General features: G+C 66.6%; 27 protein-coding genes. 13 read left to right on the forward strand and 14 right to left on the reverse strand.

Annotated elements, in window-relative coordinates:
* Window positions 1-53: 53 nt before the first annotated feature.
* The 5 genes from NAV27_RS01360 to NAV27_RS01380 form a co-directional block, all read right to left on the reverse strand.
* The gene (locus NAV27_RS01360) at window positions 54-227 is read right to left on the reverse strand and encodes a hypothetical protein (protein WP_165593822.1); all 174 of its coding nucleotides are present in this window, start codon (window positions 225-227) and stop codon (window positions 54-56) included.
* A gap of 98 nt (window positions 228-325) precedes the next feature.
* Window positions 326-1,033 (reverse strand): succinate dehydrogenase iron-sulfur subunit, encoded by a 708-nt coding sequence (locus NAV27_RS01365; RefSeq protein WP_102828011.1) that lies wholly within the window; start codon window positions 1,031-1,033, stop codon window positions 326-328.
* A gap of 195 nt (window positions 1,034-1,228) precedes the next feature.
* On the reverse strand, window positions 1,229-1,669 hold the full coding sequence (locus NAV27_RS01370; RefSeq protein WP_014854517.1) for a DUF421 domain-containing protein: 441 nt from the start codon (window positions 1,667-1,669) through the stop codon (window positions 1,229-1,231).
* A 9-nt stretch (window positions 1,670-1,678) separates the two neighbouring features.
* The gene (locus NAV27_RS01375) at window positions 1,679-2,188 is read right to left on the reverse strand and encodes a hypothetical protein (protein ID WP_102828010.1); all 510 of its coding nucleotides are present in this window, start codon (window positions 2,186-2,188) and stop codon (window positions 1,679-1,681) included.
* 370 nt (window positions 2,189-2,558) lie between these two features.
* On the reverse strand, window positions 2,559-3,458 hold the full coding sequence (locus tag NAV27_RS01380; RefSeq protein ID WP_102828009.1) for a LysR family transcriptional regulator: 900 nt from the start codon (window positions 3,456-3,458) through the stop codon (window positions 2,559-2,561).
* Window positions 3,459-3,560: 102 nt separating this feature from the next.
* Here NAV27_RS01380 and NAV27_RS01385 point away from each other — a divergent pair, with 102 nt between their 5' ends.
* The 4 genes from NAV27_RS01385 to NAV27_RS01400 are packed head-to-tail and all read left to right on the forward strand — an operon-like array spanning window position 3,561 to window position 8,215.
* A complete protein-coding gene (locus NAV27_RS01385; protein WP_102828008.1) occupies window positions 3,561-4,799 on the forward strand; it encodes a 3-hydroxyacyl-CoA dehydrogenase in 1,239 nt (412 codons plus the stop codon).
* 2 nt (window positions 4,800-4,801) lie between these two features.
* On the forward strand, window positions 4,802-6,592 hold the full coding sequence (locus NAV27_RS01390; protein ID WP_102828007.1) for an acyl-CoA dehydrogenase C-terminal domain-containing protein: 1,791 nt from the start codon (window positions 4,802-4,804) through the stop codon (window positions 6,590-6,592).
* A 21-nt stretch (window positions 6,593-6,613) separates the two neighbouring features.
* The gene (locus NAV27_RS01395) at window positions 6,614-7,771 is read left to right on the forward strand and encodes an iron-containing alcohol dehydrogenase (protein ID WP_102828006.1); all 1,158 of its coding nucleotides are present in this window, start codon (window positions 6,614-6,616) and stop codon (window positions 7,769-7,771) included.
* Window positions 7,772-7,783: 12 nt separating this feature from the next.
* Window positions 7,784-8,215 (forward strand): acyl-CoA thioesterase, encoded by a 432-nt coding sequence (locus NAV27_RS01400; RefSeq protein WP_102828005.1) that lies wholly within the window; start codon window positions 7,784-7,786, stop codon window positions 8,213-8,215.
* Window positions 8,216-8,290: 75 nt separating this feature from the next.
* On the opposite strand, the gene NAV27_RS01405 is transcribed toward NAV27_RS01400, so the two are convergent.
* The 3 genes from NAV27_RS01405 to yrfG form a co-directional block, all read right to left on the reverse strand.
* Window positions 8,291-8,749 carry a YMGG-like glycine zipper-containing protein gene (locus NAV27_RS01405; RefSeq protein WP_102828004.1) on the reverse strand — a complete coding sequence of 153 codons (459 nt, stop codon included), beginning with the start codon at window positions 8,747-8,749 and terminating at the stop codon, window positions 8,291-8,293.
* Window positions 8,750-8,892: 143 nt separating this feature from the next.
* Entirely contained in the window at window positions 8,893-11,487 is a 2,595-nt protein-coding gene (locus NAV27_RS01410; RefSeq protein WP_102828003.1) for a PAS domain-containing hybrid sensor histidine kinase/response regulator, read from the reverse strand.
* Between the two features lie 161 nt (window positions 11,488-11,648).
* Complete coding sequence (gene yrfG / locus NAV27_RS01415) at window positions 11,649-12,329, reverse strand: GMP/IMP nucleotidase (RefSeq protein ID WP_102828002.1); 681 nt, start codon at window positions 12,327-12,329, stop codon at window positions 11,649-11,651.
* A gap of 111 nt (window positions 12,330-12,440) precedes the next feature.
* Between yrfG and nudE the strand changes: the two genes are divergently transcribed.
* Both nudE and cysQ read left to right on the forward strand, forming a co-directional pair.
* A complete protein-coding gene (gene nudE, locus NAV27_RS01420) occupies window positions 12,441-13,007 on the forward strand; it encodes an ADP compounds hydrolase NudE (protein ID WP_008569455.1) in 567 nt (188 codons plus the stop codon).
* The gene (cysQ, locus tag NAV27_RS01425; RefSeq protein ID WP_102828001.1) at window positions 13,004-13,822 is read left to right on the forward strand and encodes a 3'(2'),5'-bisphosphate nucleotidase CysQ; all 819 of its coding nucleotides are present in this window, start codon (window positions 13,004-13,006) and stop codon (window positions 13,820-13,822) included. Before nudE ends, cysQ begins: the two co-directional genes overlap by 4 nt.
* 61 nt (window positions 13,823-13,883) lie before the next feature.
* Here cysQ and NAV27_RS01430 read toward each other — a convergent pair whose 3' ends face one another.
* Both NAV27_RS01430 and NAV27_RS01435 read right to left on the reverse strand, forming a co-directional pair.
* Complete coding sequence (locus NAV27_RS01430) at window positions 13,884-14,336, reverse strand: thioesterase domain-containing protein (RefSeq protein WP_102828000.1); 453 nt, start codon at window positions 14,334-14,336, stop codon at window positions 13,884-13,886.
* A 154-nt stretch (window positions 14,337-14,490) separates the two neighbouring features.
* A complete protein-coding gene (locus tag NAV27_RS01435; protein ID WP_008569458.1) occupies window positions 14,491-14,904 on the reverse strand; it encodes a YkgJ family cysteine cluster protein in 414 nt (137 codons plus the stop codon).
* A 189-nt stretch (window positions 14,905-15,093) separates the two neighbouring features.
* Here NAV27_RS01435 and NAV27_RS01440 point away from each other — a divergent pair, with 189 nt between their 5' ends.
* The 7 genes from NAV27_RS01440 to dtd all read left to right on the forward strand — a co-directional run bounded on the left by NAV27_RS01440 (window position 15,094) and on the right by dtd (window position 21,728).
* Complete coding sequence (locus NAV27_RS01440; protein WP_102827999.1) at window positions 15,094-17,547, forward strand: glycogen/starch/alpha-glucan phosphorylase; 2,454 nt, start codon at window positions 15,094-15,096, stop codon at window positions 17,545-17,547.
* A 136-nt stretch (window positions 17,548-17,683) separates the two neighbouring features.
* Window positions 17,684-18,694 carry a class 1 fructose-bisphosphatase gene (locus NAV27_RS01445; RefSeq protein ID WP_102827998.1) on the forward strand — a complete coding sequence of 337 codons (1,011 nt, stop codon included), beginning with the start codon at window positions 17,684-17,686 and terminating at the stop codon, window positions 18,692-18,694.
* A 4-nt stretch (window positions 18,695-18,698) separates the two neighbouring features.
* Window positions 18,699-19,304 carry a DUF924 family protein gene (locus NAV27_RS01450; protein WP_102828266.1) on the forward strand — a complete coding sequence of 202 codons (606 nt, stop codon included), beginning with the start codon at window positions 18,699-18,701 and terminating at the stop codon, window positions 19,302-19,304.
* Window positions 19,305-19,384: 80 nt separating this feature from the next.
* Window positions 19,385-19,639 carry a lipoprotein gene (locus tag NAV27_RS01455; protein WP_043295364.1) on the forward strand — a complete coding sequence of 85 codons (255 nt, stop codon included), beginning with the start codon at window positions 19,385-19,387 and terminating at the stop codon, window positions 19,637-19,639.
* Between the two features lie 5 nt (window positions 19,640-19,644).
* On the forward strand, window positions 19,645-20,187 hold the full coding sequence (locus tag NAV27_RS01460; RefSeq protein WP_369805885.1) for a lipocalin family protein: 543 nt from the start codon (window positions 19,645-19,647) through the stop codon (window positions 20,185-20,187).
* A gap of 129 nt (window positions 20,188-20,316) precedes the next feature.
* The gene (pip, locus tag NAV27_RS01465) at window positions 20,317-21,291 is read left to right on the forward strand and encodes a prolyl aminopeptidase (protein ID WP_102827997.1); all 975 of its coding nucleotides are present in this window, start codon (window positions 20,317-20,319) and stop codon (window positions 21,289-21,291) included.
* Window positions 21,291-21,728, forward strand: a complete 438-nt coding sequence (gene dtd / locus NAV27_RS01470; protein ID WP_054093990.1) for a D-aminoacyl-tRNA deacylase — start codon at window positions 21,291-21,293, stop codon at window positions 21,726-21,728. Before pip ends, dtd begins: the two co-directional genes overlap by 1 nt.
* A 3-nt stretch (window positions 21,729-21,731) precedes the next feature.
* Here dtd and NAV27_RS01475 read toward each other — a convergent pair whose 3' ends face one another.
* The 4 genes from NAV27_RS01475 to tatB all read right to left on the reverse strand — a co-directional run bounded on the left by NAV27_RS01475 (window position 21,732) and on the right by tatB (window position 24,277).
* Window positions 21,732-22,151: a UPF0158 family protein gene (locus NAV27_RS01475; RefSeq protein WP_102827996.1), complete on the reverse strand. Its 420-nt coding sequence runs from the start codon at window positions 22,149-22,151 to the stop codon at window positions 21,732-21,734.
* 220 nt (window positions 22,152-22,371) lie between these two features.
* Entirely contained in the window at window positions 22,372-23,079 is a 708-nt protein-coding gene (locus NAV27_RS01480) for a 16S rRNA (uracil(1498)-N(3))-methyltransferase (protein WP_102827995.1), read from the reverse strand.
* Complete coding sequence (tatC, locus tag NAV27_RS01485; RefSeq protein WP_008569468.1) at window positions 23,076-23,879, reverse strand: twin-arginine translocase subunit TatC; 804 nt, start codon at window positions 23,877-23,879, stop codon at window positions 23,076-23,078. The genes NAV27_RS01480 and tatC overlap by 4 nt, the downstream gene beginning before the upstream one ends.
* Window positions 23,876-24,277: a Sec-independent protein translocase protein TatB gene (tatB, locus tag NAV27_RS01490; protein WP_102827994.1), complete on the reverse strand. Its 402-nt coding sequence runs from the start codon at window positions 24,275-24,277 to the stop codon at window positions 23,876-23,878. Before tatB ends, tatC begins: the two co-directional genes overlap by 4 nt.
* Between the last annotated feature and the right edge of the window lie 14 nt (window positions 24,278-24,291).

Raw genomic sequence — 24,291 nt, forward strand, 5'->3', positions numbered from 1 at the left:
GCAACTATGGGGCTGCTACCAAAGTAGCTACCGCCGGTCGGGCTTCGCGCGGTTCAGTTGCCCCAGAGGAGCTTGCCGACCCCGGTGTGTGCCGGCAGCAGATAGAGGCTGAAGGCGAAGACCAGCAGCAGGCCGAGGACATAACCCAGCGAAACCAGCGCGCTCGCACGTGACCGGCGTGGCGGCGGCGAGGCTTCAGAAGTGGCGGAAGGGCGGTGGCGGTCCATGACGGCTGGCGGCTGAGCTCGGGAGCGGCGGGGCCGCGGCGGTGGCAGAGATTAAACATCGTTAAGGCAAAGTGCCACTACTGGTTTCGGCCGCTCGGTCAGGTGCCCCGCGCCAGCAGCTCACGACGGATATGGCCGATCGCGCCCATCGGGTTGAGTCCCTTCGGACAAACCCAGCTGCAGTTGCCGATGCTGCGGCAGCGGAACACGCTGAACGGATCGTCCAGGTCCGCCAGGCGCTCGGCGGCAGCGGTGTCGCGGCTGTCGACGATAAAGCGCCAGGCCTGCAGCAGACCGGCCGGGCCGATATATTTCTCCGGGTTCCACCACCAGGACGGACACTGCGAGGAACAGCAGCCGCAGAGGATGCATTCGTACAGGCCATCGAGCCGGGCACGCTCTTCTGGCGATTGCAGGCGCTCGATGCTCGGTGCTGGCTGGTCGTTGATCAGCCACGGACGGGTGCGTTCGTATTGCCGGAAGAACTGGCTCTGATCGACCACCAGATCGCGGATCACCGGCATGCCGGGCAAGGGCCGGATGACCAGGCGACCCGCGCCATCCAGGGCGTCGGAGACCGCCGTGATGCAGGCCAGGCGGTTCTTGCCGCCGATGTTCATGCCATCCGAGCCACAGACGCCTTCGCGACAGGAGCGGCGGTAGGCCAGCGACGGGTCCTGCTCGCGCAGATATTCCAGAACGTCCAGCACCATGCGCTGGCGGAACTCATCGGGCGCCTGCATCGACTGCATGTAGGGCTTGGCGTCCCGTTCTGCGTTGTAGCGATACAGCTGTACGTCGAGCATCCGTCTGGCCCCCCTTGGGCGGTGGAGAAACGACAGGCTGTTCCTGTCCACTTCGGAGCGAATCAGCTACAGCATAGATCAGCGAATGGAATGATCACGCTTGGTGACAGGAGGATGCATCGATGCGAGTCGATGGCGGTGGTTGCCGGGCGCGCTGCGCGAGCAAGTGGCCCCTGCGCCCCGTGGATGCAGTCGCTAGCGAGGAATGATGGAAATCTTGCCATCCTTCTCCAGGATGGCGAACTTGATCTGGTCGATTCGTTCGAGGCCCTGCGAATGCCGCGCCGCCTCGAGGATGTCGCCTTCATCGATACGGGCTTTGCGAATCCGGCGTTCGAGCACCTGGCCATGCTCGACGATGATCATCGGCTCGCCATCGATCAGCTTGGAGAGCCAGCGCGACTTGTTCTTCAGCAGCGACAGGGCGATGTCGAAGACCACCAGCGACACGATCACCACCATCGCGTTGACGATCGAAAAGTCATCGCCCAGCAGCGCCTGCTGCGTGGCTTCGCCGATGATCAGCAGCAGGACGAAGTCAAAGGTGGTCAGTTCCGACAGTGTGCGCCTGCCGGCCAGCCGAAAGACCACCAGCACCACCAGATAGATCGCCGCGGCACGAAGCACGGAGTCCATGTCACGCTCCTAGGGATAAACGAACTGGCTAAGCGTCACCGACTGTCCGTTCAGCCGCGCCACGCTTTTCGCCGGGCCTACGCCGTCGGGGCGCAGCGTGAGGTAGGCCGTCGCCCAGCCCTGTGCATCGGGCTGAAACTGCAGCCGCATGCCATTGCCAAACGCTTCGGCGACGAGGGGCTGCGGGTGAATGCTTTCGACGGAGAAGCGTTCCAGCAGCGCCCCATCAATCGCCAGCCAGACCTGGCCGTCGCTACCGGCCTTGGCTTTGACCTGCAGCTGACTGGCCGCGCCGTTTCGCTCGAAGCGCTGGTAGCGGATATCCAGATCGCCACCGGGGGTCTGTGCATGGGTCTGGCTTAGGGGGCCGGCGCCGAACACGCCCAGCAGTGTGATCGCGACGACCAGCGACAGGGCAACCCAGCCGGCGCGCTCCAGCTTCCAGAGCTTTTCCTGGAAGCCCATGTCTTCCTGGATGGGGTAATCCCGATCAGAGAGCTCGTCTTGCTCGGATGACATGCGTCTGCTCCTGGGGAGTCGGCGGAGGCGCTAAGAGGTAGAGCCCGGCCGCCGCGGCGAAGTTCATTCGTCCAGCGCGCACGCCAGCTGCGGCGGCGGATAGCGCAGGTATTCACGTCGATCCGTTGAAAACGGGCACAAGCGCTCATTCGCGCAGCTATGGCAAAAGGCTTACACGCCGTCGCGCCGATGGCTGCTTTGTCCGCCCCGGTCGGCGGCTTAATCTATACCCGTCTCCGCAGCGCAGGACGCGCTCGGGATCATGGAAGATCGGCCACGCCAGGACGGCAGCTCAAGGAATGAAATGGTCAGAGAAAGCCCGCTTCGGCGGGCTTTCTGCTGTCTGCAGCACAGGAAACCGTCGCGGTGGTCAGTGTTGCGCAACCGCCACCATCTGTTCGATCAGCCACTGCAGGGCCGCATCCTTCTCGCGCTGGGCGACGCTGACGATATCCAGCTGGAAGGGGCCGAGATCGAACGGCAGGTCGAACAGCTGCAGCGGCAGCAGCCTGGCGAAATGCCGCGCGAGCTGGGTCGGCAGCACAGCGGCGAGGTCGCTGCTGGCGACGATATGCGCCGCCTGCAGGTAGTTCGGCGTGGTGTAGACCACTTCTCGGCTCAGGCCCTGTTCTTCCAGCCACTGATCGACCATGCCGCGCGTCTGCCCGCCATGCACCCAGAGGTGGCGCAGGCGCAGGAACCCGTCCAGATCCAGCCCCCCATCCACCAGCGGATGATCCCGGCGCAGCGCGACCTGCAAGGTCTCGCTGGTCCAGCGCCGGCGCTGAAAACGCGTCGGCACCTCGAGAAAGCGGCCCAGCGCCAGATCCAGTTCACCGTTATCCAGCGCCTCGATCGGCAGCGTCGGGCTCAGGTGCTCGATCGCCAGCTGAATCCCCGGCGCCACCCTGGCCAGATGAGCCATCAGCGGCGGCATGCAGATCAGCTCGACGTAGTCGGTGACGGCGATGGCGAAGCGCTGGCGGCTGGTCGCCGGGTCGAAAAAATCGCCGGCGTTGAGGGTGTGCTCGATCTGCTGCAACGCCTCACGGATCGGCGCTTCCAGGCTCAGCGCGCGCGGCGTCGGCTGCATGGTGCGGGCGACGCGTACCAGCAGCGGGTCGTCGAGCACTTCACGCAGGCGATTGAGCGCATTGCTGACCGCCGGCTGGCTGAGCGATAGCCGTTGCGCAGCACGGGACACGCTGCGTTCGCGCAGCAGGGCGTCGAGCACGCGCAGCAGGTTGAGATCGAAGCTGTTGATATTCATTCGGTGAATCCGAAACATCACAAGACTAAATTTCAAAAATAGTAGCGTCTTCGTCTATGGTTGGTCTCCAGTTTTTCCAGCCGTGCAACGAGGACAGCTGCAATGAGCCAAACCCGCTTCGATATCCAGACCGCCGCCGTCATCGGCGCCGGCACCATGGGCCGCGGCATCGTCATGAGCCTGGCCAACGCCGGCGTGCGGGTGCTGTGGCTGGACAACAACCCGGAAATGCTCGAACAGGCGCTGGGCGTGGTGGCCGACACCTACGCGCACAACGTCCGTCAGGGCCGTATCGACGAGGCGCAGGCCCAGGCGCGGCGCGCCTGCATTGGCAAGGCGGCCGATTACCAGGCGCTGAAGGACGCCGATCTGGTGATCGAAGCCGTCTACGAAAACCTCGAACTCAAGCAGAAGATCTTCCGCGAGCTGGACGGCATCGTGAAGCCCGCCGGCATTCTCGCCAGCAACACCTCGGCGCTGGATATCGACGCCATCGCCGCCGTCACCGGGCGCCCGGAGCAGGTGCTGGGCCTGCACTTCTTCAGCCCGGCGCACATCATGAAATTGCTGGAAATCGTCCGCGGGGCGAAGACCGCCAAAGCCGTGCTCGAGGCATCCACCTCGCTCGGCAAGCGCATGGGCAAGGTCTGCGTGGTCGCCGGCAACTGCCCGGGCTTCATCGGCAACCGCATGCTCAAGACCTACGTGCGTGAGGCGCGGGCGATGCTGCTCGAAGGCGCCTATCCGCATCAGGTGGACGGCGCGCTGCAGGGGTTTGGCTTCGCCATGGGGCCGTTCCGCATGTACGACGTGGTCGGTATCGATCTGGGATGGCGCGCGCGCGAGCTGGCCGGCAAGGGCCAGGACGAGCCGGACGTACAGATCGACAACCGCCTCTGCGAGCTGGGCCGCTTCGGCCAGAAGTCGCGCATGGGCTACTACCGTTACGCCGAGGGCAGTCGCCAGGCCGAGCACGACCCCGAAGTGGATGCGCTGGTGCAGCGCGAGTCCGAGCGGCTCGGCTTCCAGCGTCGCGAGATCGGCCCAGAGGAAATCCTCGAGCGCTGCCTGCTGGCGCTGGTCAACGAGGGCGCGAAGATTGTCGAGGAAGGCATGGCCGAGTCCAGCGCCGACATCGACACCGTTTACCTCTACGGCTACGGCTTCCCGGCGGAAGTCGGCGGGCCGATGACCTGGGCCGATCGCCAAGGATTGCCCGCCATTCGCGACCGCCTGAACGCACTGGCCGAGCGCCACGGCGCGCACTGGCAGCCGGCCGCGCTGATCGACAGCCTGGCGACCCTTGGCGGCCGCTTCGCCGACTACCGGAAGGAGGCTTGAGCATGGAATACAAGGCTCCCCTGCGTGACATGCGCTTCGTGCTGCACGAGCTGTTCGACGCCACCAGTCATTGCGAATTGCTCGGCAACGGCCTGGACCGCGAGCTGATCGACGGCGTGCTGGAAGAGGCGGCGCGCTACACCGGCGGCGAGATCGCCTCGCTCAATCGCAACAGCGACGAGGAGGGCGTGACCCTGCACAACGGCGAGGTGAAGACGCCGCAGGGCTTCGTCGAGGCCTACCAGCAGTACGTCGACAACGGCTGGGCGAGCATGACCGGGCCGAGCGAATACGGCGGCCAGGGCTTTCCGCAGCTGGTGGCCTGCAACTTTCACGAGATGCTGATGGCGGCGTCGCTGTCCTTCCGCATCTATTCCGGCCTGACCGAGGGCGCGGTGCTGGCGCTGTACAAGCACGGCAGCGACGCGTTGAAGAATACCTATCTGGAGAAGCTGGTCAGCGGCCGCTGGAGCGGCACCATGTGCCTAACCGAACCGCAGGCCGGCACCGATCTCGCGCTGCTGCGCACCCGCGCCGAGCCGCAGGCGGACGGCAGCTACAAGGTCAGCGGCAGCAAGATCTTCATCTCCGGCGGTGAGCACGACATGAGCGAGAACATCGTGCATCTGGTGCTGGCGCGCCTGCCGGATGCGCCGGCCGGGGTGAAAGGCATCAGCCTGCTGCTGGTGCCCAAGTTCATCGCCAATACCGACGGCACGCCGGGCGCGCGCAACGCGCTGAGCTGCGGTGCCATCGAACACAAGATGGGCATCAAGGGTGCGGCGACCTGCGTGATGAATTTCGACGGCGCCACCGGCTGGATCGTCGGCGAGCCGAACCAGGGCCTGGCCTGCATGTTCACCATGATGAACGACGCGCGCTTCCAGGTCGGTCTGCAGGGGCTTGGCATTGCCGAACAGGCTTATCAGGGCTCGCTGGCCTATGCCCGCGAGCGTCTGCAATCGCGCGGACTGGCCGGCGCGCAGCATCCAGACAAGCCGGCCGACCCGATCATCGTCCACCCGGACGTGCGCCGCATGCTGCTGACCCAAAAGACGCTGGTCGAAGGCAGCCGCATGCTGGCGGCCTATACCGCGCGCCAGCTGGATCTCGAACACGGCCATCCCGAGCGGGGCTACCGAAAGGCCGCGAGCAAGCGGGCGGCGCTGCTGATCCCGATCGTCAAAGCCTTCTTCACCGACATGGGCCAGGAAGTCGCCAGTCTTGGCGTGCAGATCTACGGCGGCCACGGCTACATCCGCGAGTGGGGCATGGAGCAGCTGATGCGTGACAGCCGCATCACCCAGCTCTACGAGGGCACCAACGGCATCCAGGCACTCGACTACATCCGTCGCAAGCTGCTGGGCGACGGTGGTGCGGAGCTGTCGGCGCTACAGGCAGAGTTCAGCGAAGTCTGCGACCAGCAGATCGACCGACCGGCGCTGCATGAGATGGCCAGCAAGGTGCAGACGCGAATCGGCGAATGGCGCGAGCTGAGCGCCGAGATCATCGCCGCGACTGGCCGCGATCCACAGGAAATCGGTGCGGTGTCGGTGGATTTCCTGCAGTACTCGGCCTACGTGCTGCTGGCCGGCTTCTGGCTGCAGGCCGCGGCGCGGGCTCAGGATGCACTGGAGCAGGGCAGCGGCGAGGAAGACTTCTATCAGGCCAAGCTGGCCAGTGCGGAGTTCTACCTGCGCCGTGTCCTGCCGCGTGCCAGCGCGCACCGCGAAGCGATCCAGGGCGGCGCGGCGTGCCTGATGGCATTGCCGGAAAGCGCGTTCGCGTTCTGACACTCGACTACAGGAGGCACCATGCATCCGTTCAGCTTTGCCACCACCGCCCAGTTGATCTGCGAACCCGGCTCGTCACGCCGTCTGGCCAGCCTGTGCCGGGAGCGCGGCGCGCGTTCGGTGCTGCTGGTGACCGATCCGGGCATCACCCGCTTCGGCCTGCTCGATGAGGTGTTGCCGGGCTTCGCCAGCGAAGGCTTGCCGGTCGCCGTCTACGACCAAGTGCTGGCCGATCCGCCGGAGAGCGTCGTGCTGGCGGCGGTGGCGCAGGCGCAGTCCGCGCAGGCCGATCTGATCATCGGCTTCGGCGGCGGCAGCTCGATGGACGTCGCCAAGCTGGTGGCGCTGCTGGCGCATCCGCAGAACAAGCAGACGCTGCCGGACATCTACGGCGTCGGCAACGCCAAGGGCCAGCGGCTGCCGCTGATTCAGGTGCCGACCACCGCCGGCACCGGCTCGGAGGTGACGCCCATCGCCATCGTCACTACCGGCGCGACGACCAAGATGGGCGTGGTCTCGCCGCTGCTGCTGCCGGATCTGGCGCTGCTCGATGCCGACCTCACGCTCGGCCTGCCGCCCGCGGTGACTGCGGCGACCGGCATCGATGCGATGGTGCATGCCATCGAGGCGTATACCAGTGCGCTGAAGAAGAATCCGCTGTCGGACCTGCTGGCGCGCGAGGCGCTGCGTCTGCTGGCAGCGAATCTGGACGAGGCGGTGCACAACGGCAGCAACCGCGAGGCGCGCCAGGCCATGCTGCTCGGCGCCTGCCTCGCCGGCCAGGCCTTCGCCAACGCACCGGTGGCGGCGGTGCACGCGCTGGCCTATCCGCTGGGCGGCAACTTCCATATTCCGCACGGGCTGTCCAACGCGCTGGTGCTGCCACACGTGCTGCGCTTCAACCTCGCCGCGGCGCGCCCGCACTATCGCGAGCTGGCGCCGCTGGTGCTGGGCGATGCGCTGGATGCCGGCCGCTGCGCCGCCGAGCAGCTGATCGAGGCGTTAGAGCAGATGAGTGCCCGCGTCGGTCTGCCGACCCGCCTGCGCGATGCCGGCGTGCCGGAAGACATGCTGCCGCAGCTGGCGAAGGAGGCGATGCAGCAGCAGCGCCTGCTGGTGAACAATCCGCGCGAAGTCACCGAGGCCGACGCCCTGGCCATCTACCGCGCCGCCTACTGAAGGAGCTCCCGTATGTCCGAACAAGCCCGGCATCTGCGCGACGACTACCGGCATTTCCATGCCATCAACACGCGCTGGCACGACAACGACCTCTACGGCCACGTCAACAACGTGACCTACTACAGTTTTTTCGATACGGCAGTGAATGCCTACCTGATCCAGCGCGGCGGGCTGGATATCCACGACGGCGAGGTGGTCGGCTTCGTGGTCAGCTCCTCATGCGACTACTTCGCGTCCATCGCCTTCCCGGATGCCATCGAAGTCGGCCTGCGCGTTGCCCGCCTGGGCAGTTCGTCGGTGCAGTACGAGCTGGCGGTGTTTCGCCGTGACGAAGAGGAGGCCTGCGCTGCCGGGCGTTTCGTCCACGTCTTCGTGCGTCGCGCCGACAACCGTCCGACGCCGATCCCGGACAGTCTGCGCCGCGCGCTCGAAGCGCTGGCCTGAACGGCGAAGAGGCCGGGGGATCAATGATCCGCCCGGCCTCTTCGTCATGCCTGCGTGGCTGCCCGCTGGCAGTGCTCAGCGGTGGTGCTTGTGCCACTTGTTCTTGTAGTGGCCCTTGCCGGGGTGACGATGCCCGTCGCGGTAATAGCGCCGGTCACGATCGCGGTAGCCGCGGTCGTCATCGCCGTAGGCATTGCCCAGCGCGCCGCCGGCGCCGCCACCGACCGCCGCACCGATCAGGCCGCCGGTGCTGCCGCCGACCCGCTGGCCGATGACGTTGCCGCCGGCCGCGCCCAGGCCGCCGCCGATGGCCGCTTCGGTACGGTTGCGCCGGTCCGCGCCGACTGCACCGCCGGCCGCGCCGCCGACACCGGCGCCGATGGCGGCGCCAGTGGAGCCGCCCAGGTGTTCACCGACCACCGAGCCCAGCGCGCCGCCCAGCGCGCCGCCAACGGCCGCTTCGGTATTGCTTCCGGCAAATGCGGCGCTGCTGAGCAGGCTCGCGGACAACAGCAGAATCGAGGAATACTTCATTGACGCAACCTCAGAGTGGATGGCGCCGCGATCCTTACCCGCCATGCCGCTGCGCTGCAAGCGCCCGCCGATGAAAGGTGTGATCTTGCGCAAACTCCGCAAGTATTTGTTTTGAAAAAGGAACTTCAAACAAGCGAAGCGGTCTAGGACTGGTTCTGGAGGGGTTGCACGCGGTCTGGCTGGCCATCGTTCTCGGCCAGGCTGGCGCTGATCTGCTGCGCCAGCTGGTCGATGGTGAAGGGCTTGCTGATCATGTCCATGCCGCTGTCGAGGAACCCGCTGCTGGCAGCGCGCTCGGCATAGCCGGTCATGAACAGCACCGGCAGCTGCGGGCGTCGCTGGCGGGCGATATCGGCCAGCTGGCGGCCATTCATGCCCGGCAGGCCGACGTCGGTGACCAGCAGATCGATGCGCTGCTCCGATTCCAGAATTGCCACCGCCGCAGTGCCTTCGGCCGCTTCCAGAGCCTGATAACCGAGCATTTCCAGCACATCGAGCACCAGCAGGCGCACCGCCGGGTCGTCTTCGACCACCAGCACGCATTCGCCCTGCTGGGCGCGCAGCACCGCGGCAGCGGCACTGGGCGCCGGGGCGCAGGGTACCGCCTCGGCGTGGGTCGGCAGGTACAGGCAGACTTCGGTGCCGGCGTCCGGCTCGCTGGTGATCTGCAGGTGCCCGCCCGCTTGCCGGGCGAAGCCGTAGATCATCGACAGCCCGAGGCCGGTACCCTGGCCGATGGGCTTAGTGGTGAAGAACGGCTCGAAGGCGCTGGCCAGGACCTTGGGCGTCATGCCGCAGCCGCTGTCGGCGACCGTCAGGGTGACGTAGGCGCCGGGCGCCAGGTCGCCGACCTGACGAGCACGCTCGAGCACCACGTTGGCGGTGCCGATGCGTAGCGTGCCGCCATCGGGCATGGCGTCGCGGGCGTTGATCACCAGGTTGAGCAGCGCGCTTTCCAGCTGGTTGTCGTCGCTGTAGGCCGGCCACAGATCGGCCTGCAGCTGCGTTTCGATCTGGATATGGCTGCCGAGCGTGCGGATCAGCAGGTCGTGCATCGAGTCGATCAGCGCGTTGAGTTCGACCCGCTTGAGGTTCAGCGGTTGACGGCGGGCGAAGGCCAGCAGGCGATGGGTGAGTGCGGCGGCGCGATTGGCGGAGGTGACCGCGGCGTCGATGAAGCGCTGGGTTTCGCCGTGGCGGCCGGACTGGATGTAGCGCTGGATCAGGTCCAGCCCGCCGATGATGCCGGTGAGCATGTTGTTGAAGTCGTGCGCGATGCCGCCGGTGAGCTGGCCGACGGCCTCCATCTTCTGCGCCTGGCGCAGGGCGTCCTGGGCCTGTTCGCGGCTGGCCATTTCCTTGAGCAGGCGTTCGTAGACCTCGGCCAGCGCCTGGGTGCGTTCCTGGATGCGGCTTTCCAGCGTCTCGTTGAGTTCGCGCAGGGCCTGTTCGGCGCGCCAGCGCTCGGTGACGTCCAGCGCCATGACGAAGAAGCCGATCACCTTGCCGTTGACGTCGACGCGCGGCAGGTAGTGCACCAGCGAGCGCCGTTGCCCGCCGTCGCGGTGCGGGCTGTGGGCCTCGAAGGTCACCGTTTCGCCGTTCAGCGCGGCGCGGATGTTGGCACGCCGCAGCTGGTAACCGGCCTCGCCGAGGATCTCGCGCACCGTCTTGCCGCGCAGCCATTCCGGTGGATAGCCGAACCAGTCCTCGTAGTAGCGGTTGTTGAAGCGGAAGCGTTCCTGGTCGTCGATGTAGCCGATCAGCAGCGGCAGGGCGTCGGTGATCATCTTGATCTCCGCCTCGCTCTTGCGCAGGGCCAGTTCGCTGGCGTGCTGGCGGCTGATGTCCATCACCGCGCCGGGAAAGCGCAGCACGCGACCGTCTTCACCATAGTGGCAGCGCCCGCGCGCGTAGGCCCAGCGCGGCTGTTCGTCGTCAGCGTGCAGCCGGTAACGCTCGGCGAAGGTGCCGTTGCCGGCGACGCATTGCTGCATCGCCGCGAGCACGCGGGCGCGGTCGTCGGGGTGGATGTGCTCGACGAACGGCTGGACCGAGAGGCTCTGCTGGGGGCTCGTATAGTCCTGCTCCGACACATGGCAGAGCAGCTCGACCTGCTCGCAGGTCGCTCCGCCCTGCACGTCCCAGTCCCAGATGCCGATCAGGTCGCTGGCTTCCAGCGCCAGCTGCAGGCGCTGTTCGCTGAGGCGATAGGCCTCGGCACTGAGCTTGTAGCGCAGCGCGGTCTGCGACAGGCGGGCCTCGCTGCGCATGCGCTCGCTGGTTTCGTTGAGGCACAGCAGCAGGCCGGCGATCTTGCCGCGGCTGTCGCGGATCGGGCTCAGCGCCATGTCGAACCAGGCATCTTCCGCGTCGTCGTGGCGCGCGATCAGCATGTGGCGGTTGTGCAGCAGGCGCGCCTCGCCGCGGCGCGCGCCGTCGCAGGCGGGTTCGAGCAGTTCCCAGGTGGCGCCCCAGGTGCCGCAGGCCGGGCTGCCGAGCTCGGCCGGATGGCGCCGGCCGATCAGCCGCGCGTGGGCGTCGTTGTACAGCTGGATGTTGTCCTCGCCCCAGAGGATGCACATGGGCCCGGGGGCATCGAGGATCGTATCGACCAGCAGGCGCAGGGCCGCCGGCCAGTTCGCGGGCGAACCCAGCGGGGTGACTTGCCAGTCGTATTGGCGAATCCGTTCGCCCATTTCGCTGCTGCTGTGCGGCCAGCGCTCAGCTGTCGGCATAACCTGTTCCATTCCTTGCACCGTGGTCGGCTGTGTGGCCGGAAGATGAGCCTGTGCGCGGGCCGGCCAACGCGCAGGAGGCGCTGCGAGGCGCGTCATGGTCGTGGCGCTCGCAGCGCGACGATTCTACGGGGTTACTCGCGGTAGAAAAGCGCGCTTTGTCAGGCAGCGCGCCCCTGCAAGCTGCGGATCAGCTCCGGATAGCTTTCGACCGCGGCGAACTCCTCGGTGTCCTTGTGGCCGCGCCGGCTGTCCGGTTCGCGCACGGCCAGCAGATGGGCAATGCCGAACGCGCGGGCGCTGCGCAGGATCGGCAGGCTGTCGTCAATGAACAGCGCGCGCTCCGGTGCCAGCTCCAGATCCTGGCGCAGGGCGTGCCAGAACTGCGGGTCTTCCTTGGGGAAGCCATAATCGTGCGAACTGATCAGACGGTCGAACCAGGGTGCCAGTTCGACGCGCTCAAGCTTCAGCGACAGCGAATCGCGATGGGCATTGGTGATCAGCACCACGCGTTTGCCGGCATCGCGCAGTGCGGCGAGAAACTGGTCGGCGGCGGGGCGCAGGGCGATCAGATGGGCGATTTCGCGCTTCATCTCGCGGATCGGCAGGCCGAGCTCACGGGTCCAGAAGTCCAGGCAGTACCAGGTCAGCTTGCCCTGGTGTTCGTTGAACAGCGGCGTCAGCTCCATTTCGGCCATCGTGCGGCTGATGCCGTGGCGTTCGGCGTAGCGTTGCGGCAGGAATTCGAGCCAGAAGTGATTATCGAAATGCAGGTCCAGCAGCGTGCCGTCCATGTCGAGCAGGACGGTATCGATGGTGGACCAGGGCGGGGCGGCGATCATGGCAGGCTCTTGGTGGTCGGATAGGGTTGAGACGGTGGCGTGCAGCAAAGCGTTCACGGCTGCCGTCAGAAGCCGGGTTATGATAGCTGCTCGCGTTTGCAGGAGTGTCCCATGCGCCAGAAACCCACCGTGCTTGCCCGTGAGATCGTTGCGAGCAGCCGCCTGTTCCGCGTCGAGGAGCTGCAGCTGCGCTTCTCCAATGGTGTCGAGCGCACCTACGAGCGCCTGGTCGGCAAGGGAACCGGCTACGGCGCGGTGATGATCGTGGCGCTGGCCGATGCGCACAACGTGCTGCTGATCGAAGAATACTGCGGCGGTACCGACAGCTACGAGCTGTCGCTGCCCAAGGGCCTGATCGAGCCGGGCGAGGACGTACTCGAGGCGGCCAACCGCGAACTCAAGGAAGAAGCCGGTTTCGGCGCGCGCCGCCTGGAACTGCTGACTGAGCTGTCGCTGTCGCCGGGCTACATGAGCCAGAAGATCCAGGTGGTGCTGGCGCGCGACCTCTATCCCGAGCGCCTGCCGGGCGACGAGCCGGAGCCGATGCGCGTCGAGCAGTATCCGCTGAGCGAGCTGTCGAGCCTGATCCAGCATCCGCAGTTCAGCGAGGGCCGCGCGCTGGCCGCGCTGTATCTCGCGCGCGATCTGCTGACCCAGCGTGGGGAGTTCGGCCAATGAGTCATCCCTACCTGCCGGCGGTGATCGAGCTGGTGCGCGCGGCCGGTGCGGCGATCCTGCCGTACTGGCGCCGCGAGCTGGCGGTGCAGACCAAGGCCGACGAGTCGCCGGTGACGGCGGCGGACATGGCTGCGCATCGGCTGCTGTTCGACGGCCTGACGGCGCTGGATGCCGGCATTCCGGTACTGTCCGAAGAGGACTGCGCGCTACCGCTGGCCGAGCGCGCCGGCTGGACGCGCTGGTGGCTGGTCGATCCGCTGGACGGCACCAAGGAATTCATCGCCGGCAGCGAGGAGTTCACCGTCAACGTGGCGCTGATCGAGCGCGGCCGGGTGTGCTTCGGCGTAGTGGGCATTCCCGCCGATGGGCGCTGCTATTACGGCGGCGCCGCGCTGGGTGCCTGGTGTGGCGAGGTGGACGGCACGCTCCGCCCACTGCGCACTCGTCCGCAGCCAGTCGGCGCTTTCACCGTGGTGGCCAGCCGGCGGCACAGCAGCCCGGCGCAGGAACAGCTGCTCGAACGCCTGCGGCAGCGCTTCGGCGAACTCGCGCTGGCGAATGTCGGCAGTTCGTTGAAGTTCTGCCTGCTCGCCGAGGGCTCCGCCGACTGCTATCCGCGCCTGGCGCCCACTTCGCAGTGGGATACCGCGGCCGCGCAGGGTGTGCTCGAAGGGGCGGGCGGCGAAGTGCTGGATATCGCCGGCGCGCCGCTGACCTACGAGGCGCGCGAGGGCTATCTCAATCCGTCGTTCCTGGCACTGCCGGCCGGCGCCGACTGGCGTGACGAACTGCTGGACATGGCGCAGCGGCCCTGAGGCCGGCCCTGAGGCCGGCGCTGCGCTAACGGCGGGATGATCGCAAGGCTGCCGGGCGGGGCTATTTGTGCAGCACGAACTGCCCGGTGAACCGCACCGCGTCGCGGCCATCGGCGGCGAGGATGCGGCTGTGCAGTTCCAGGCGCGAGCGGCCGCGGCGGCGGTAGATCGCTTCGAAGCGCTCCCAGGCTTCCGGCGTCGGCGCGGAGCAGGTGGCGATCGCATCGTCGACCACCGGCAGCGGGTATTCGATCTGGCCTTCATGGATGACGATGTGGCCATCCTCGATGCCGGCTTCGCGCAGACGCAGATGCAGCCAGCCCCAGCCTGCCAACACCGCGGCGCAGTACAGACTGCCGCCGAACATGCTGCTCTTGTGGTTGATGTTCGGCTGCAACGGCACGTTCAGGCGCAGTTCGTGGTTTTCCCACTGCGCGACGCGCAGGCCCAGCGAGCGCGTCAGCGGAATGTCGTGATGGAGGATGGCTTCCAGGTAGCGGCTATCGCGGCTCATGCCGGGGAGATTCCTAAAACGTGGCGGAGACAGGAAAGACGCCAAGCATGACTGTTGAGTCACGATTTTGCCAGCCTAGTCATGCTTCATCTCGCCCGGCAGTGCGCTGTCCGGCTGCCTGCGCCGGCGGCGAACCGGCGCTGCGGCGCAGGTTTCAGCGGCTGGTGCGCCGCTCGCTCTTGCGCTGGTAGGCGCAGTAGCCCGGACGCGGGCCGACGTGCGGGTGGTTGCGGCAGGTGTCCGGGCGCTTGGCGTAGACCGTGCACAGGCGCGTCTGGCGGTCGAGATAGAGGCAGTCGCCATTGGCCAGGCGGGTCAGGGTGAAAATCTCGCGCTTGTGGTTGAAGTGCTCGACCACCCCTTCGCGGCTCAGACGCCGGGCGACCTGCTTGGCCGGTTCGTCGCGCTCGAACTCGTCGACCAGCCCCAGGCGGATCAGGTCGTCGATGCGCACCTCCACCGGCAGGGTGCAGCAGGTCGCGTGGCAGTCGCGGCACAGGCCGTTGCTGTAGCGGGCCCAGGTCTCCAGGCGTTCCGGGTCGGATGAGGCGATCAGCGAGTGTTTCACGGCGCGCGTTTCGATAAAAAAGGTGCGCGATCATAACGGGCTGCGCGGCAATTGCCAGCGGCGTACGCCGGACGGGCGGTCGCGCAGATGTAAAGGAAACCTGCAAACCTGTCTGGACTGCCCGATGAGGTGAACCGGCCGCACCGCCACGAGTCCCTCTTGTATGTTTTCCAGCCGCGAGGACCATCCATGACGCAGGAATCCGGCGTTTCCCCTTCCGACGAAGTCAGCGCGTTCCGCGAGAAGGTCTTGCGCAAGCTGACCTATTCGGTCGGCAAGGACTCCGCAAGCGCTTCCGACTACGACTGGTTCGAGGCGGTGGCGCTTGCCGCACGCGACCACATCATCGACCACTGGATGGAATGCACCCGGCAAACCTACGAGGGCGGTTGCAAGCGGGTGTACTACCTCTCGCTGGAATTTCTCATCGGCCGTCTGCTGGTCGACAGCCTGAGCAACCTCGGCCTGTTCGAGGTGGCGCGCGAGGCGCTGGCCGAGCTGGACGTCGACATCGAACGCATCCGCCTGCTCGAACCCGATGCGGCGCTGGGCAACGGCGGCCTCGGCCGGCTGGCGGCGTGCTTCATGGAAAGCATGGCGACACTGCAGGTGGCGGCGCATGGCTACGGCATCCGTTACGACCACGGGCTGTTCCGCCAGGCCATCGTCGACGGCTGGCAGCACGAGCAGACCGAGACCTGGCTCGACTTCGGCAATCCCTGGGAGTTCGAGCGGCCGGAAGTCAGCTACCTGATCGGCTTCGGCGGCCATGTCACGGCGATCCCCGGCGAGAGCGGCGGCGAAGCCCGGCACTTCTGGCACTGGGCCGAGGGCGTGCGGGCGATCGCCTATGACACGCCGATCGTCGGCTGGCGCGGCGCCAGCGTGAACACCCTGCGCCTGTGGCGCGCGCGGGCCGAGGCGGATTTCCATCTGGAGCGCTTCAACGCCGGCGACCACATCGGCGCGGTGGCCGAGGAGGCCAAGGCACAGAGCATCTCGCGGGTGCTCTATCCGGCCGACAGCACCGAGGCCGGTCAGGAGCTGCGTCTGCGCCAGGAGTATTTCTTCGTCGCCGCCTCGCTGCAGGACCTGCTGCGCCGTCACCTCGACCAGCGCGGCACGCTGGACAACCTGCCGGACTATGCGGCGATCCAGCTCAACGACACCCATCCGGCGATCGCCGTGGCCGAGCTGATGCGCCTGTTGGTGGACGTGCACGGCCTGCAATGGCAACACGCCTGGAAGCTGACCACCGCGACGCTGAACTACACCAACCACACGTTGCTGCCCGAGGCGCTGGAAACCTGGCCGGTGGGGCTGATGGAGCGCCTGCTGCCGCGGCACATGCAGATCATCTACCTGATCAACGCCCATCACCTCGACAGTCTGCGCCAGCGCGGCGTGCAGGATGCCGAGCTGCTGCGCTCGGTGTCGCTGATCGAGGAGGATCACGGGCGCCGCGTGCGCATGGGCAATCTGGCGTTTCTCGGCTCGTCCAGCGTCAACGGCGTGTCGGCGCTGCACACCGGGCTGATGCGCAAGACGGTGTTCACCGACCTGCATGCGCTGTATCCCGAGCGGATCAACAATAAAACCAACGGCATCACCTTCCGCCGCTGGCTGTACCAGGCCAACCCGCACCTCACCGGGCTGCTGGTGAGCAGCCTCGGCGAAGCGCTGCTGGACGATCCGCAGCATCGCCTGCGCGATCTGGAGCCGTTCGCCGAGCAGGCCGCCTTCCGCCTGCAGTTCGCCGAGCAGCGCATGGCCAACAAGCGTCATCTGGCGGCGTTGATCCAGGAGCGGCTGGGCGTGAGCGTCGATCCGGCGGCGCTGTTCGATGTGCACGTCAAGCGCATCCACGAGTACAAGCGTCAGCTGCTCAACCTGCTGCACACCGTGGCGCTGTACCACGCGATCAGCGCCGATCCGGGTGGCGACTGGGTGCCTCGGGTGAAGATCTTCGCCGGCAAGGCGGCCGCCAGCTATCACCAGGCCAAGCTGATCATCAAACTGGCCAACGACATCGCCCGCACCATCAACGACGACCCCACCGTGCGCGGCCTGCTCAAGGTGGTGTTCCTGCCCAACTACAACGTCAGCCTGGCCGAGGACATCATCCCGGCGGCCGACCTCTCCGAGCAGATTTCCACCGCCGGACTGGAGGCGTCGGGCACCAGCAACATGAAGTTCGCCCTCAACGGCGCGCTGACCATCGGCACGCTGGACGGCGCCAACGTCGAGATGAGCGAGCAGATCGGTCGCGAGCACATGTTCATCTTTGGCCTCACGGCGCAGCAGGTCGAAGCGCGCAAGCGTGCCGGCGAATTCAACGCCGAGGCCACCATCATCGGCTCGCGGCGCCTCAGCGAGGTGCTTTCGGCGATTCGCGACGGCGCCTTCTCGGCCGACGATCCGGGGCGCTACGTGGGCCTGATCGACGGGCTCTACTGGCACGACACCTACCACGTCTGCGCCGACTTCGAGGCCTACTGGCAGGCGCAGCTGGAGGTCGAGGCGCGCTGGCGCGATCCGGAGCAGTGGTGGCGTTCGGCGGTGCTCAACACCGCACGCACCGGCTGGTTCTCTTCGGACCGCACCATTCGCGAATACGCCAGCGAGATCTGGAAGGTGATGTAGCGCGGCGCCGGAGTGCAGCGCGGCGGCTAATGCCGCTGCGCTGAACTCCACTGCGGCGGTGTCGGTCTGAGGGGAGTTAGTTTTTTGCCGGCCTGCTAAACTGCGCGGGTTTTCTCCCCTCTCTGGAGCCTTTTCCATGTCACGCGTAACCCTGAGTCGCTACCTGATCGAGCAGACCCGCAGCAACAACACTCCCGCGGATCTGCGCTTCCTTATCGAGGTGGTGGCGCGCGCGTGCAAGGCCATCAGCCATCAGGTGTCCAAGGGCGCGCTGGGCGGCGTGCTCGGCAGCATGGATACGGAGAACGTGCAGGGCGAGGTGCAGAAGAAACTCGACGTGCTGTCCAACGAGATCCTGCTGGAAGCCAACGAGTGGGGCGGCACCCTGGCCGGCATGGCGTCCGAGGAAATGGACAAGCCGTACCAGATTCCCGGCCGCTACCCCAAAGGCGCCTACCTGCTGCTGTTCGATCCGCTGGACGGCTCCAGCAACATCGACGTCAACGTCTCGGTCGGCACCATCTTCTCCGTGCTGCGCTGCCCGGGTGACTGCTTCAGCCAGAACGACTCGCTGGGCGAGGAAGCCTTCCTCCAGCCGGGTACCCGCCAGGTGGCCGCCGGCTACGCGATCTACGGTCCGCAGACCATGCTGGTGCTGACCCTCGGCCACGGCGTCATGGGCTTCACCCTCGACCGCGAGCTGGGCAGCTTCGTGCTGACCCACGAACACCTCCGCGTGCCGCAGAGCACTGCAGAATTCGCTATCAACATGTCCAACCAGCGCCACTGGCAGGCGCCGGTCAAGCGCTACGTCGAAGAATTGCTGGCCGGTCAGGAAGGGCCGCTGGGCAAGAACTACAACATGCGCTGGATCGCCTCGATGGTGGCCGACGTGCACCGCATCCTCACCCGCGGCGGCCTGTTCATGTACCCGTGGGACGCCCGCGAGCCGGAGAAGCCCGGCAAGCTGCGGCTGATGTACGAAGCCAACCCGATGTCGTTCATCATCGAGCAGGCCGGTGGCGCCGCCACCGATGGCAAGCAACGCATCCTCGACATCGAGCCCACCTCGCTGCACCAGCGTGTGCCGGTGTTCCTCGGCTCGAAGGAAGAAGTCGAGCGCGTCACCGGCTATCACCAGGCCTGATGTGATGCCCGTGCCCTGGCAGCAACTGCTGGACTGGTGGTTCGGCCAGGGCACCACGGCGCGCGAGATCTCGGCCGAAAAGCATGTGCTCTGGTTCGGCTACCGGAACGCGCAGGACGCCCAGGCGCGCGAACGCTTCGGCGCGCTGTGCGAACAGGCACTGCGTGGCGAACTCGATGATGCCTGGACGGCCAGCCCCGAGGGCTGGCTGGCGCTGATCCTGCTGCTCGACCAGCTGCCGCGGATGATTCACCGCGGTACGCCGCAGGCCTTCGCTGGCGATGCGCGGGCACAGCAACTGGTGCGCCAGGGGCTGGCGCACGGTGGCGATGTGCTGCTGGCGCCGATCCAGCGGGTGTTCATCTACCTGGTGCTGGAACACGCCGAGGACCTGGCGCAGCAAGAGCTGGCCGTCGCGCACTTCGAGCAGCTGCGCGAGATTGCCGCGGCGGATGAACAGCTGCTGTTCGACGACTTTCTCGATTACGCCCGGCGCCACCGCGCCGTGATTGCCCGCTTCGGCCGTTTCCCGCATCGCAATGCGACGCTCGGGCGCGAGTCGAGCGAAGCCGAGCGCGCGTTCCTCACCGAACCGGGATCGCGCTTCTAGGTGATTGCGCCGTTCGGCCCATGGCCGGCACGGCTGCCGGCCAGGCGCTAGTCTTTCCGTACCTGACAAGGAGTTTGCTCATGCCGCTGCGCTTTTCCGCCCTGATCGCCATCGCCTTGCTGCTGGGTGCCTGCAGCAAGATCACCCAGGACAATTTCGCCCAGCTCAAGCCTGGCATGCCCCGCGTCGAGGTCGAACAGCTGCTCGGCAAGCCGGAGGAGTGCGCGGGCGCGCTGGGTATGTCCAGCTGCACCTGGGGCGACAAGAATCGCTTCATCAGCATCCAGTTCGCCGGCGACAAGGTGATGATGTTTTCCGGCAAGGGGCTCAAATGATGGTCATGCGCATGCTGGCGGCACTGTCGTGCGTACTGTTGCTGGGCTGTGCCGGCGCGACGAGCAGCGAGGCACCTCCGACCACTGCCGGCCAGGTCGATCTCGAACGCTACCAGGGCACTTGGTACGAGCTGGCGCGACTGCCGATGTTCTTTCAGCGCAACTGCTTGGAATCCGAGGCGAATTACCGTCTGCAGGACGACGCCAGCGTCGCGGTAATCAACCGTTGCCGCACTGCCGGCGGTGACTGGCAGCAGGCTGTCGGCCAGGCGGTGGCGCAGGAGCCGGGACGCACCGATCGTCTGTGGGTGCGCTTCGATAACTGGTTCAGCCGCCTGTTTCCGCAGCTGACGCGCGGCCACTACTGGATCCTGTTCCTCGACGACGACTACCAGAGCGTGCTGGTGGGCAGCCCTGATCGCGAATACCTCTGGCTGATGGCGCGCACGCCGCAGGTTTCCGCGCAGGTACGCGACCGCCTGCTGCAGGAAGCGCAGGCCCGCGGTTACCACACCGAATCGCTGGTCTGGCGCGGCGAACAGCAGTAGCGCGCCCGCCGGGCGTCTTGAGGCGAGGCGGATCAATTTACGCAGCGGCATGCCCGTGCGGGTGATCCTCGCTATGATGCCGGACATATCCAGGGGCCGGCCGCCGGCCATGCAGATCGGGAGTGTGCCATGCAGAGCTTGTATCCGGAGATCAAACCCTATGCGCGACACGAGCTGGCGGTGGAGGAACCGCATGTGCTCTACGTCGACGAGAGCGGTACTCCGGATGGCCTGCCGGTGCTGTTCGTGCATGGCGGCCCCGGCGGCGGCTGCGATGCGCTGAGTCGGCGCTTCTTCGACCCCACGGTCTATCGCATCATCACCTTCGATCAGCGCGGCTGCGGGCGCTCCACACCGCACGCCAGCCTGGAGAACAACACCACTGCTCATCTGATCGCCGACATGCAGCGCATTCGCGAATTTCTCGGCATCGACAAGTGGGTGCTGTTCGGCGGCTCGTGGGGCTCGACGCTGTCGCTGGCCTACGCCCAGGCGCACCCCGCGCATGTGCATGCACTGATCCTGCGCGGCATCTTCCTCTGTCGGCCGCAGGACCTGGCCTGGTTCTACCAGGAAGGTGCGAGCCGGCTGTTCCCTGATTATTGGGACGATTTCGTCGCGCCGATTCCACCGGAGGAGCGCGGCAATCTGATGCAGGCGTTCTACCAGCGCCTGACCGGCGCCGACCAGATCGCGCAGATGCACGCGGCCAAGGCCTGGTCGTGCTGGGAAGGCCGCACCGCCACGCTGCGGCCCAATCCGCAGGTGGTGGAGCGTTTCGGTGATCCCCATCGCGCGCTGTCGATGGCGCGCATCGAATGCCACTACTTCGTCAATCAGGCCTTTCTCGAACCGGACCAGCTGCTGCGCGACATGCCGCGGATTGCCCATCTGCCCGGCATCATCGTGCATGGCCGCTACGATGCCATCTGCCCGCTGGACAACGCCTGGGCACTGCATCAGGCGTGGCCGGAGAGCGAGCTGCAGATCATCCGCGACGCCGGTCATTCGGCGGCCGAAAGCGGCATCACCGATGCGCTGGTGCGCGCCGCCGCCGATATCGCGCAGCGCCTGACCAACGTACCGCCGGCGGATGACGCCTGATGAAGGCGCTGCTGCAGCGTGTGCGGCACGCGCGGGTCGAGGTGGCGGGTGAGGTGGTCGGCGCGATTGATCAGGGGCTGCTGGTGCTGATCGGTGTGGAGCGCGAGGACGACCAGGCGCGCGCCGACAAGCTCCTGCACAAACTGCTCAACTACCGCGTCTTCGCCGATGCCGAAGGGCGCATGAACCGCTCGCTCAAGGACGTCGGTGGCGGTCTGCTGCTGGTGTCGCAGTTCACCCTCGCCGCCGATACCCGCAGCGGTCTGCGCCCCAGCTTCTCCAGCGCGGCGCCGCCGTCACAGGGCGAGGCGCTCTACGACTACCTGCTGGCGCAGGCCCGTCGGCAGCACCCACAGGTCGCCTGCGGGCGTTTCGGTGCCGAGATGCAGGTGCATCTGCAGAACGACGGACCGGTGACCTTCCTGCTGGAGAGCTGAGGTTCAGGAGCGCGCCGGTTCCAGGTCGTTGTCGCGCAGCCAGCTGAGCGCATATTCGCGTAACTGGACCGTCTGATAGCGCAACCAGGCCTCGCGCACCGTGGGAAAGTCCTCCAGCTTGAAGTCGAAGGTGCGCAGCGGCTTGCGCCCCTTCAGCGCATTGCTCAACACGGCATGCGCGATAGGGTCGTGCTGGGTGAACAGGAAGGCCTCGCGCATGGCGATGGCCTGCGCCAGCTCCAGCGGCGCGATGTGCAGATAGCGATCCTGCTGGATGTCGTATTTGTCCATGACGCCGGGGGTCGGATCGCCAGGAAAGATCGCGCGAATCTCGCCACTCTCCAGGTCGAGGTAGTACTCGGCGGTGTCGCGCCCATCCAGCGCGAATTCCAGACGGTGCATATCGATGGTCAGTGGTCGCATGAAAGGCCGCTCTCGTGCAGTGATCGTGGGACGCGCCGGCGCAACGGCTGGCGCAGCTGAAATGCGATCGAGCCCTGGCGGGCCGGGGAAAACCAACCGCATGGAGTGGGTCGTTATAAACGGCCTGTAGCGTCTGACCGCCCGGCACCGGGTGGGTGCGTCACGCTCATCGGAGAATGCGCGCCGCGCGCCGCGCGCTGGCGGCGTCTCCGGAGTGGGCTCAGAACAGGCGGGCCAGCAGCGCGCTGACCGCGGTCTCCACCCGCAGGATGCGCTCGCCCAACTGCACCGGCTGCAGGCCGGCTTCAGCGAGTTTGTCGACTTCGTAGGGGATCCAGCCACCCTCCGGACCGATGGCGAGCGTCACCGGCCCCTCGACGGCGCGCGGGCAGGTCGGGTAGTCGCCGGGATGCCCGACCAGCCCGAGGGTGCCGGCAGCCAGTTGCGGCAGGCGATCTTCGACGAAGGGTTTGAAGCGTTTCTCGATGATGACGTCCGGCAGTACGGTGTCGCGGGCCTGCTCCAGGCCGAGAATCAGCTGCTCGCGGATCGCCGCCGGTTCGAGAAAGGGGGTCTGCCAGAAGCTCTTCTCTACCCGGTAGCTATTGAGCAGCACCAGCCGCGGCACGCCCATGCTGGCTACGGTCTGCAGCACACGCTTGAGCATCTTCGGCCGGGGCAGTGCGAGCAGCAGGGTGAGTGGCAGCTTCGCGGGTGGCGGCTGGTCGAACTCGACCTCGAGCTCGGCCTCGGCGGTCGTCAGGCGCAGCAACCGGCCTTGTCCTATCGCGCCGCCCAGCAGGCCGACCCGCAGAGTCGCGCCGGGCTCGGCGCGGTGCACGTCCTGCAGGTGGGTCAGCCGCCGGTCGCGCAGCAATACGCGGCGCTCGGCGACGAAATCAGCCGGCTCGAGCAGCAGCAGGTTCACGGGCGCGGGGCGGGCGGCTGGCTGCCGGCGTCCGATTGTTGCTCGTCTGCCAGCTCGGCCTCTTCCTGCTCACGCTTCTTGACCATGCTGCCGCAGAGCACGCCGGCCTCGAACAGCAGCCACATCGGCACCGCCAGCAGGGTCTGCGAGAACACGTCCGGCGGGGTCAGCACCATGCCGACGACGAAGCAGCCGACGACCACATAAGGACGGCTCTTGCGCAGGGTGGCGACATCGACAATGCCAACCCAGATCAGCAGGAAGGTCGCCACCGGAATCTCGAACGCCACGCCGAAGGCGAAGAACAGCGTGAGCACGAAGTCCAGGTACTGGCCGATGTCGGTCATCATCGCCACGCCTTCGGGCGTCACGCTGGCGAAGAAGCCGAACATGATCGGGAACACCACGAAGTAGGCGAAAGCCATGCCGGCGTAGAACAGCAGAATGCTGGAAATCAGCAGCGGTACGGCGATGCGCTTCTCGTGCTTGTACAGGCCGGGCGCGATGAAGCCCCAGATCTGGTGCAGGATGATCGGCATCGAGAGGAACAGCGCGACCATCAGTGTCAGCTTGAACGGCGTCAGGAACGGCGAGGCGACCCCGGTGGCGATCATCGTCGCGCCTTCGGGCAGGTAGGCGCGCAGCGGTGCGGCGACCAGCGAATAGATCTGCTGGGAGAAATAGAACAGGCCGCCGAACAGCACCAGGATCGCGATGACGCAGTGCAGCAGGCGCTTGCGCAGTTCGGTCAGGTGGGCGATCAGCGGCATTTCCTGATCGTCGAGGGAAGGCTTGCTCATGGCTCTGGCGATCTGTCAGGACGGGTAACGGGGGCCGACTCGGCGGGTTTGGCGGGCTCTGGCGTCGGTGCGGCAGCGGGGGGGCTGGCGGCTGCCTCGGCCACGGGGGCTGCGGCGGCTGTGGATGCCGCGGAGCTGCCGCTGGTCGAAGCCGGCGGCATGATGCTCTGCTTCATCTCGCGTTCGAGGTCGAGGATGCGTTCGTTGTGCAGTTGGCGACGAATCTCGTCGGCGCCGATCTCGCGCTCGACCTCGGCCTTGATGTTGCTGAAGCTGCGTTTCAGCCGGCCGACCCACAGGCCGGTGGTGCGAACGGCTCCGGGCAGGCGTTCCGGCCCCAGCACCACCAGGGCCACCAGACCGACCAGAAGCAGTTCGGTAAAACCGATATCGAACATCAGGACGTGCTCAT

Source organism: Stutzerimonas degradans, assembly GCF_024448505.1.
In the GTDB taxonomy this organism is placed as follows: Bacteria; Pseudomonadota; Gammaproteobacteria; order Pseudomonadales; family Pseudomonadaceae; genus Stutzerimonas; species Stutzerimonas degradans.

What these genes read in the sequence shown, in the direction of transcription:
- NAV27_RS01360 (WP_165593822.1), bottom strand. Translation starts at nt 227, where the DNA reads ATGGACCGCCACCGCCCTTCCGCCACTTCTGAAGCCTCGCCGCCGCCA.
- NAV27_RS01400 (WP_102828005.1), top strand. Translation starts at nt 7,784, where the DNA reads ATGTCCGAACAAGCCCGGCATCTGCGCGACGACTACCGGCATTTCCAT.
- NAV27_RS01380 (WP_102828009.1), bottom strand. Translation starts at nt 3,458, where the DNA reads ATGAATATCAACAGCTTCGATCTCAACCTGCTGCGCGTGCTCGACGCC.
- NAV27_RS01370 (WP_014854517.1), bottom strand. Translation starts at nt 1,669, where the DNA reads ATGGACTCCGTGCTTCGTGCCGCGGCGATCTATCTGGTGGTGCTGGTG.
- yrfG (WP_102828002.1), bottom strand. Translation starts at nt 12,329, where the DNA reads ATGATCGCCGCCCCGCCCTGGTCCACCATCGATACCGTCCTGCTCGAC.
- NAV27_RS01450 (WP_102828266.1), top strand. Translation starts at nt 18,699, where the DNA reads ATGCCCGTGCCCTGGCAGCAACTGCTGGACTGGTGGTTCGGCCAGGGC.
- pip (WP_102827997.1), top strand. Translation starts at nt 20,317, where the DNA reads ATGCAGAGCTTGTATCCGGAGATCAAACCCTATGCGCGACACGAGCTG.
- tatC (WP_008569468.1), bottom strand. Translation starts at nt 23,879, where the DNA reads ATGAGCAAGCCTTCCCTCGACGATCAGGAAATGCCGCTGATCGCCCAC.
- tatB (WP_102827994.1), bottom strand. Translation starts at nt 24,277, where the DNA reads ATGTTCGATATCGGTTTTACCGAACTGCTTCTGGTCGGTCTGGTGGCC.
- NAV27_RS01395 (WP_102828006.1), top strand. Translation starts at nt 6,614, where the DNA reads ATGCATCCGTTCAGCTTTGCCACCACCGCCCAGTTGATCTGCGAACCC.
- NAV27_RS01460 (WP_369805885.1), top strand. Translation starts at nt 19,645, where the DNA reads ATGCGCATGCTGGCGGCACTGTCGTGCGTACTGTTGCTGGGCTGTGCC.
- NAV27_RS01440 (WP_102827999.1), top strand. Translation starts at nt 15,094, where the DNA reads ATGACGCAGGAATCCGGCGTTTCCCCTTCCGACGAAGTCAGCGCGTTC.
- dtd (WP_054093990.1), top strand. Translation starts at nt 21,291, where the DNA reads ATGAAGGCGCTGCTGCAGCGTGTGCGGCACGCGCGGGTCGAGGTGGCG.
- NAV27_RS01385 (WP_102828008.1), top strand. Translation starts at nt 3,561, where the DNA reads ATGAGCCAAACCCGCTTCGATATCCAGACCGCCGCCGTCATCGGCGCC.
- NAV27_RS01445 (WP_102827998.1), top strand. Translation starts at nt 17,684, where the DNA reads ATGTCACGCGTAACCCTGAGTCGCTACCTGATCGAGCAGACCCGCAGC.
- NAV27_RS01375 (WP_102828010.1), bottom strand. Translation starts at nt 2,188, where the DNA reads ATGTCATCCGAGCAAGACGAGCTCTCTGATCGGGATTACCCCATCCAG.
- NAV27_RS01405 (WP_102828004.1), bottom strand. Translation starts at nt 8,749, where the DNA reads ATGAAGTATTCCTCGATTCTGCTGTTGTCCGCGAGCCTGCTCAGCAGC.
- NAV27_RS01410 (WP_102828003.1), bottom strand. Translation starts at nt 11,487, where the DNA reads ATGCCGACAGCTGAGCGCTGGCCGCACAGCAGCAGCGAAATGGGCGAA.
- cysQ (WP_102828001.1), top strand. Translation starts at nt 13,004, where the DNA reads ATGAGTCATCCCTACCTGCCGGCGGTGATCGAGCTGGTGCGCGCGGCC.
- NAV27_RS01365 (WP_102828011.1), bottom strand. Translation starts at nt 1,033, where the DNA reads ATGCTCGACGTACAGCTGTATCGCTACAACGCAGAACGGGACGCCAAG.
- nudE (WP_008569455.1), top strand. Translation starts at nt 12,441, where the DNA reads ATGCGCCAGAAACCCACCGTGCTTGCCCGTGAGATCGTTGCGAGCAGC.
- NAV27_RS01430 (WP_102828000.1), bottom strand. Translation starts at nt 14,336, where the DNA reads ATGAGCCGCGATAGCCGCTACCTGGAAGCCATCCTCCATCACGACATT.
- NAV27_RS01475 (WP_102827996.1), bottom strand. Translation starts at nt 22,151, where the DNA reads ATGCGACCACTGACCATCGATATGCACCGTCTGGAATTCGCGCTGGAT.
- NAV27_RS01390 (WP_102828007.1), top strand. Translation starts at nt 4,802, where the DNA reads ATGGAATACAAGGCTCCCCTGCGTGACATGCGCTTCGTGCTGCACGAG.
- NAV27_RS01455 (WP_043295364.1), top strand. Translation starts at nt 19,385, where the DNA reads ATGCCGCTGCGCTTTTCCGCCCTGATCGCCATCGCCTTGCTGCTGGGT.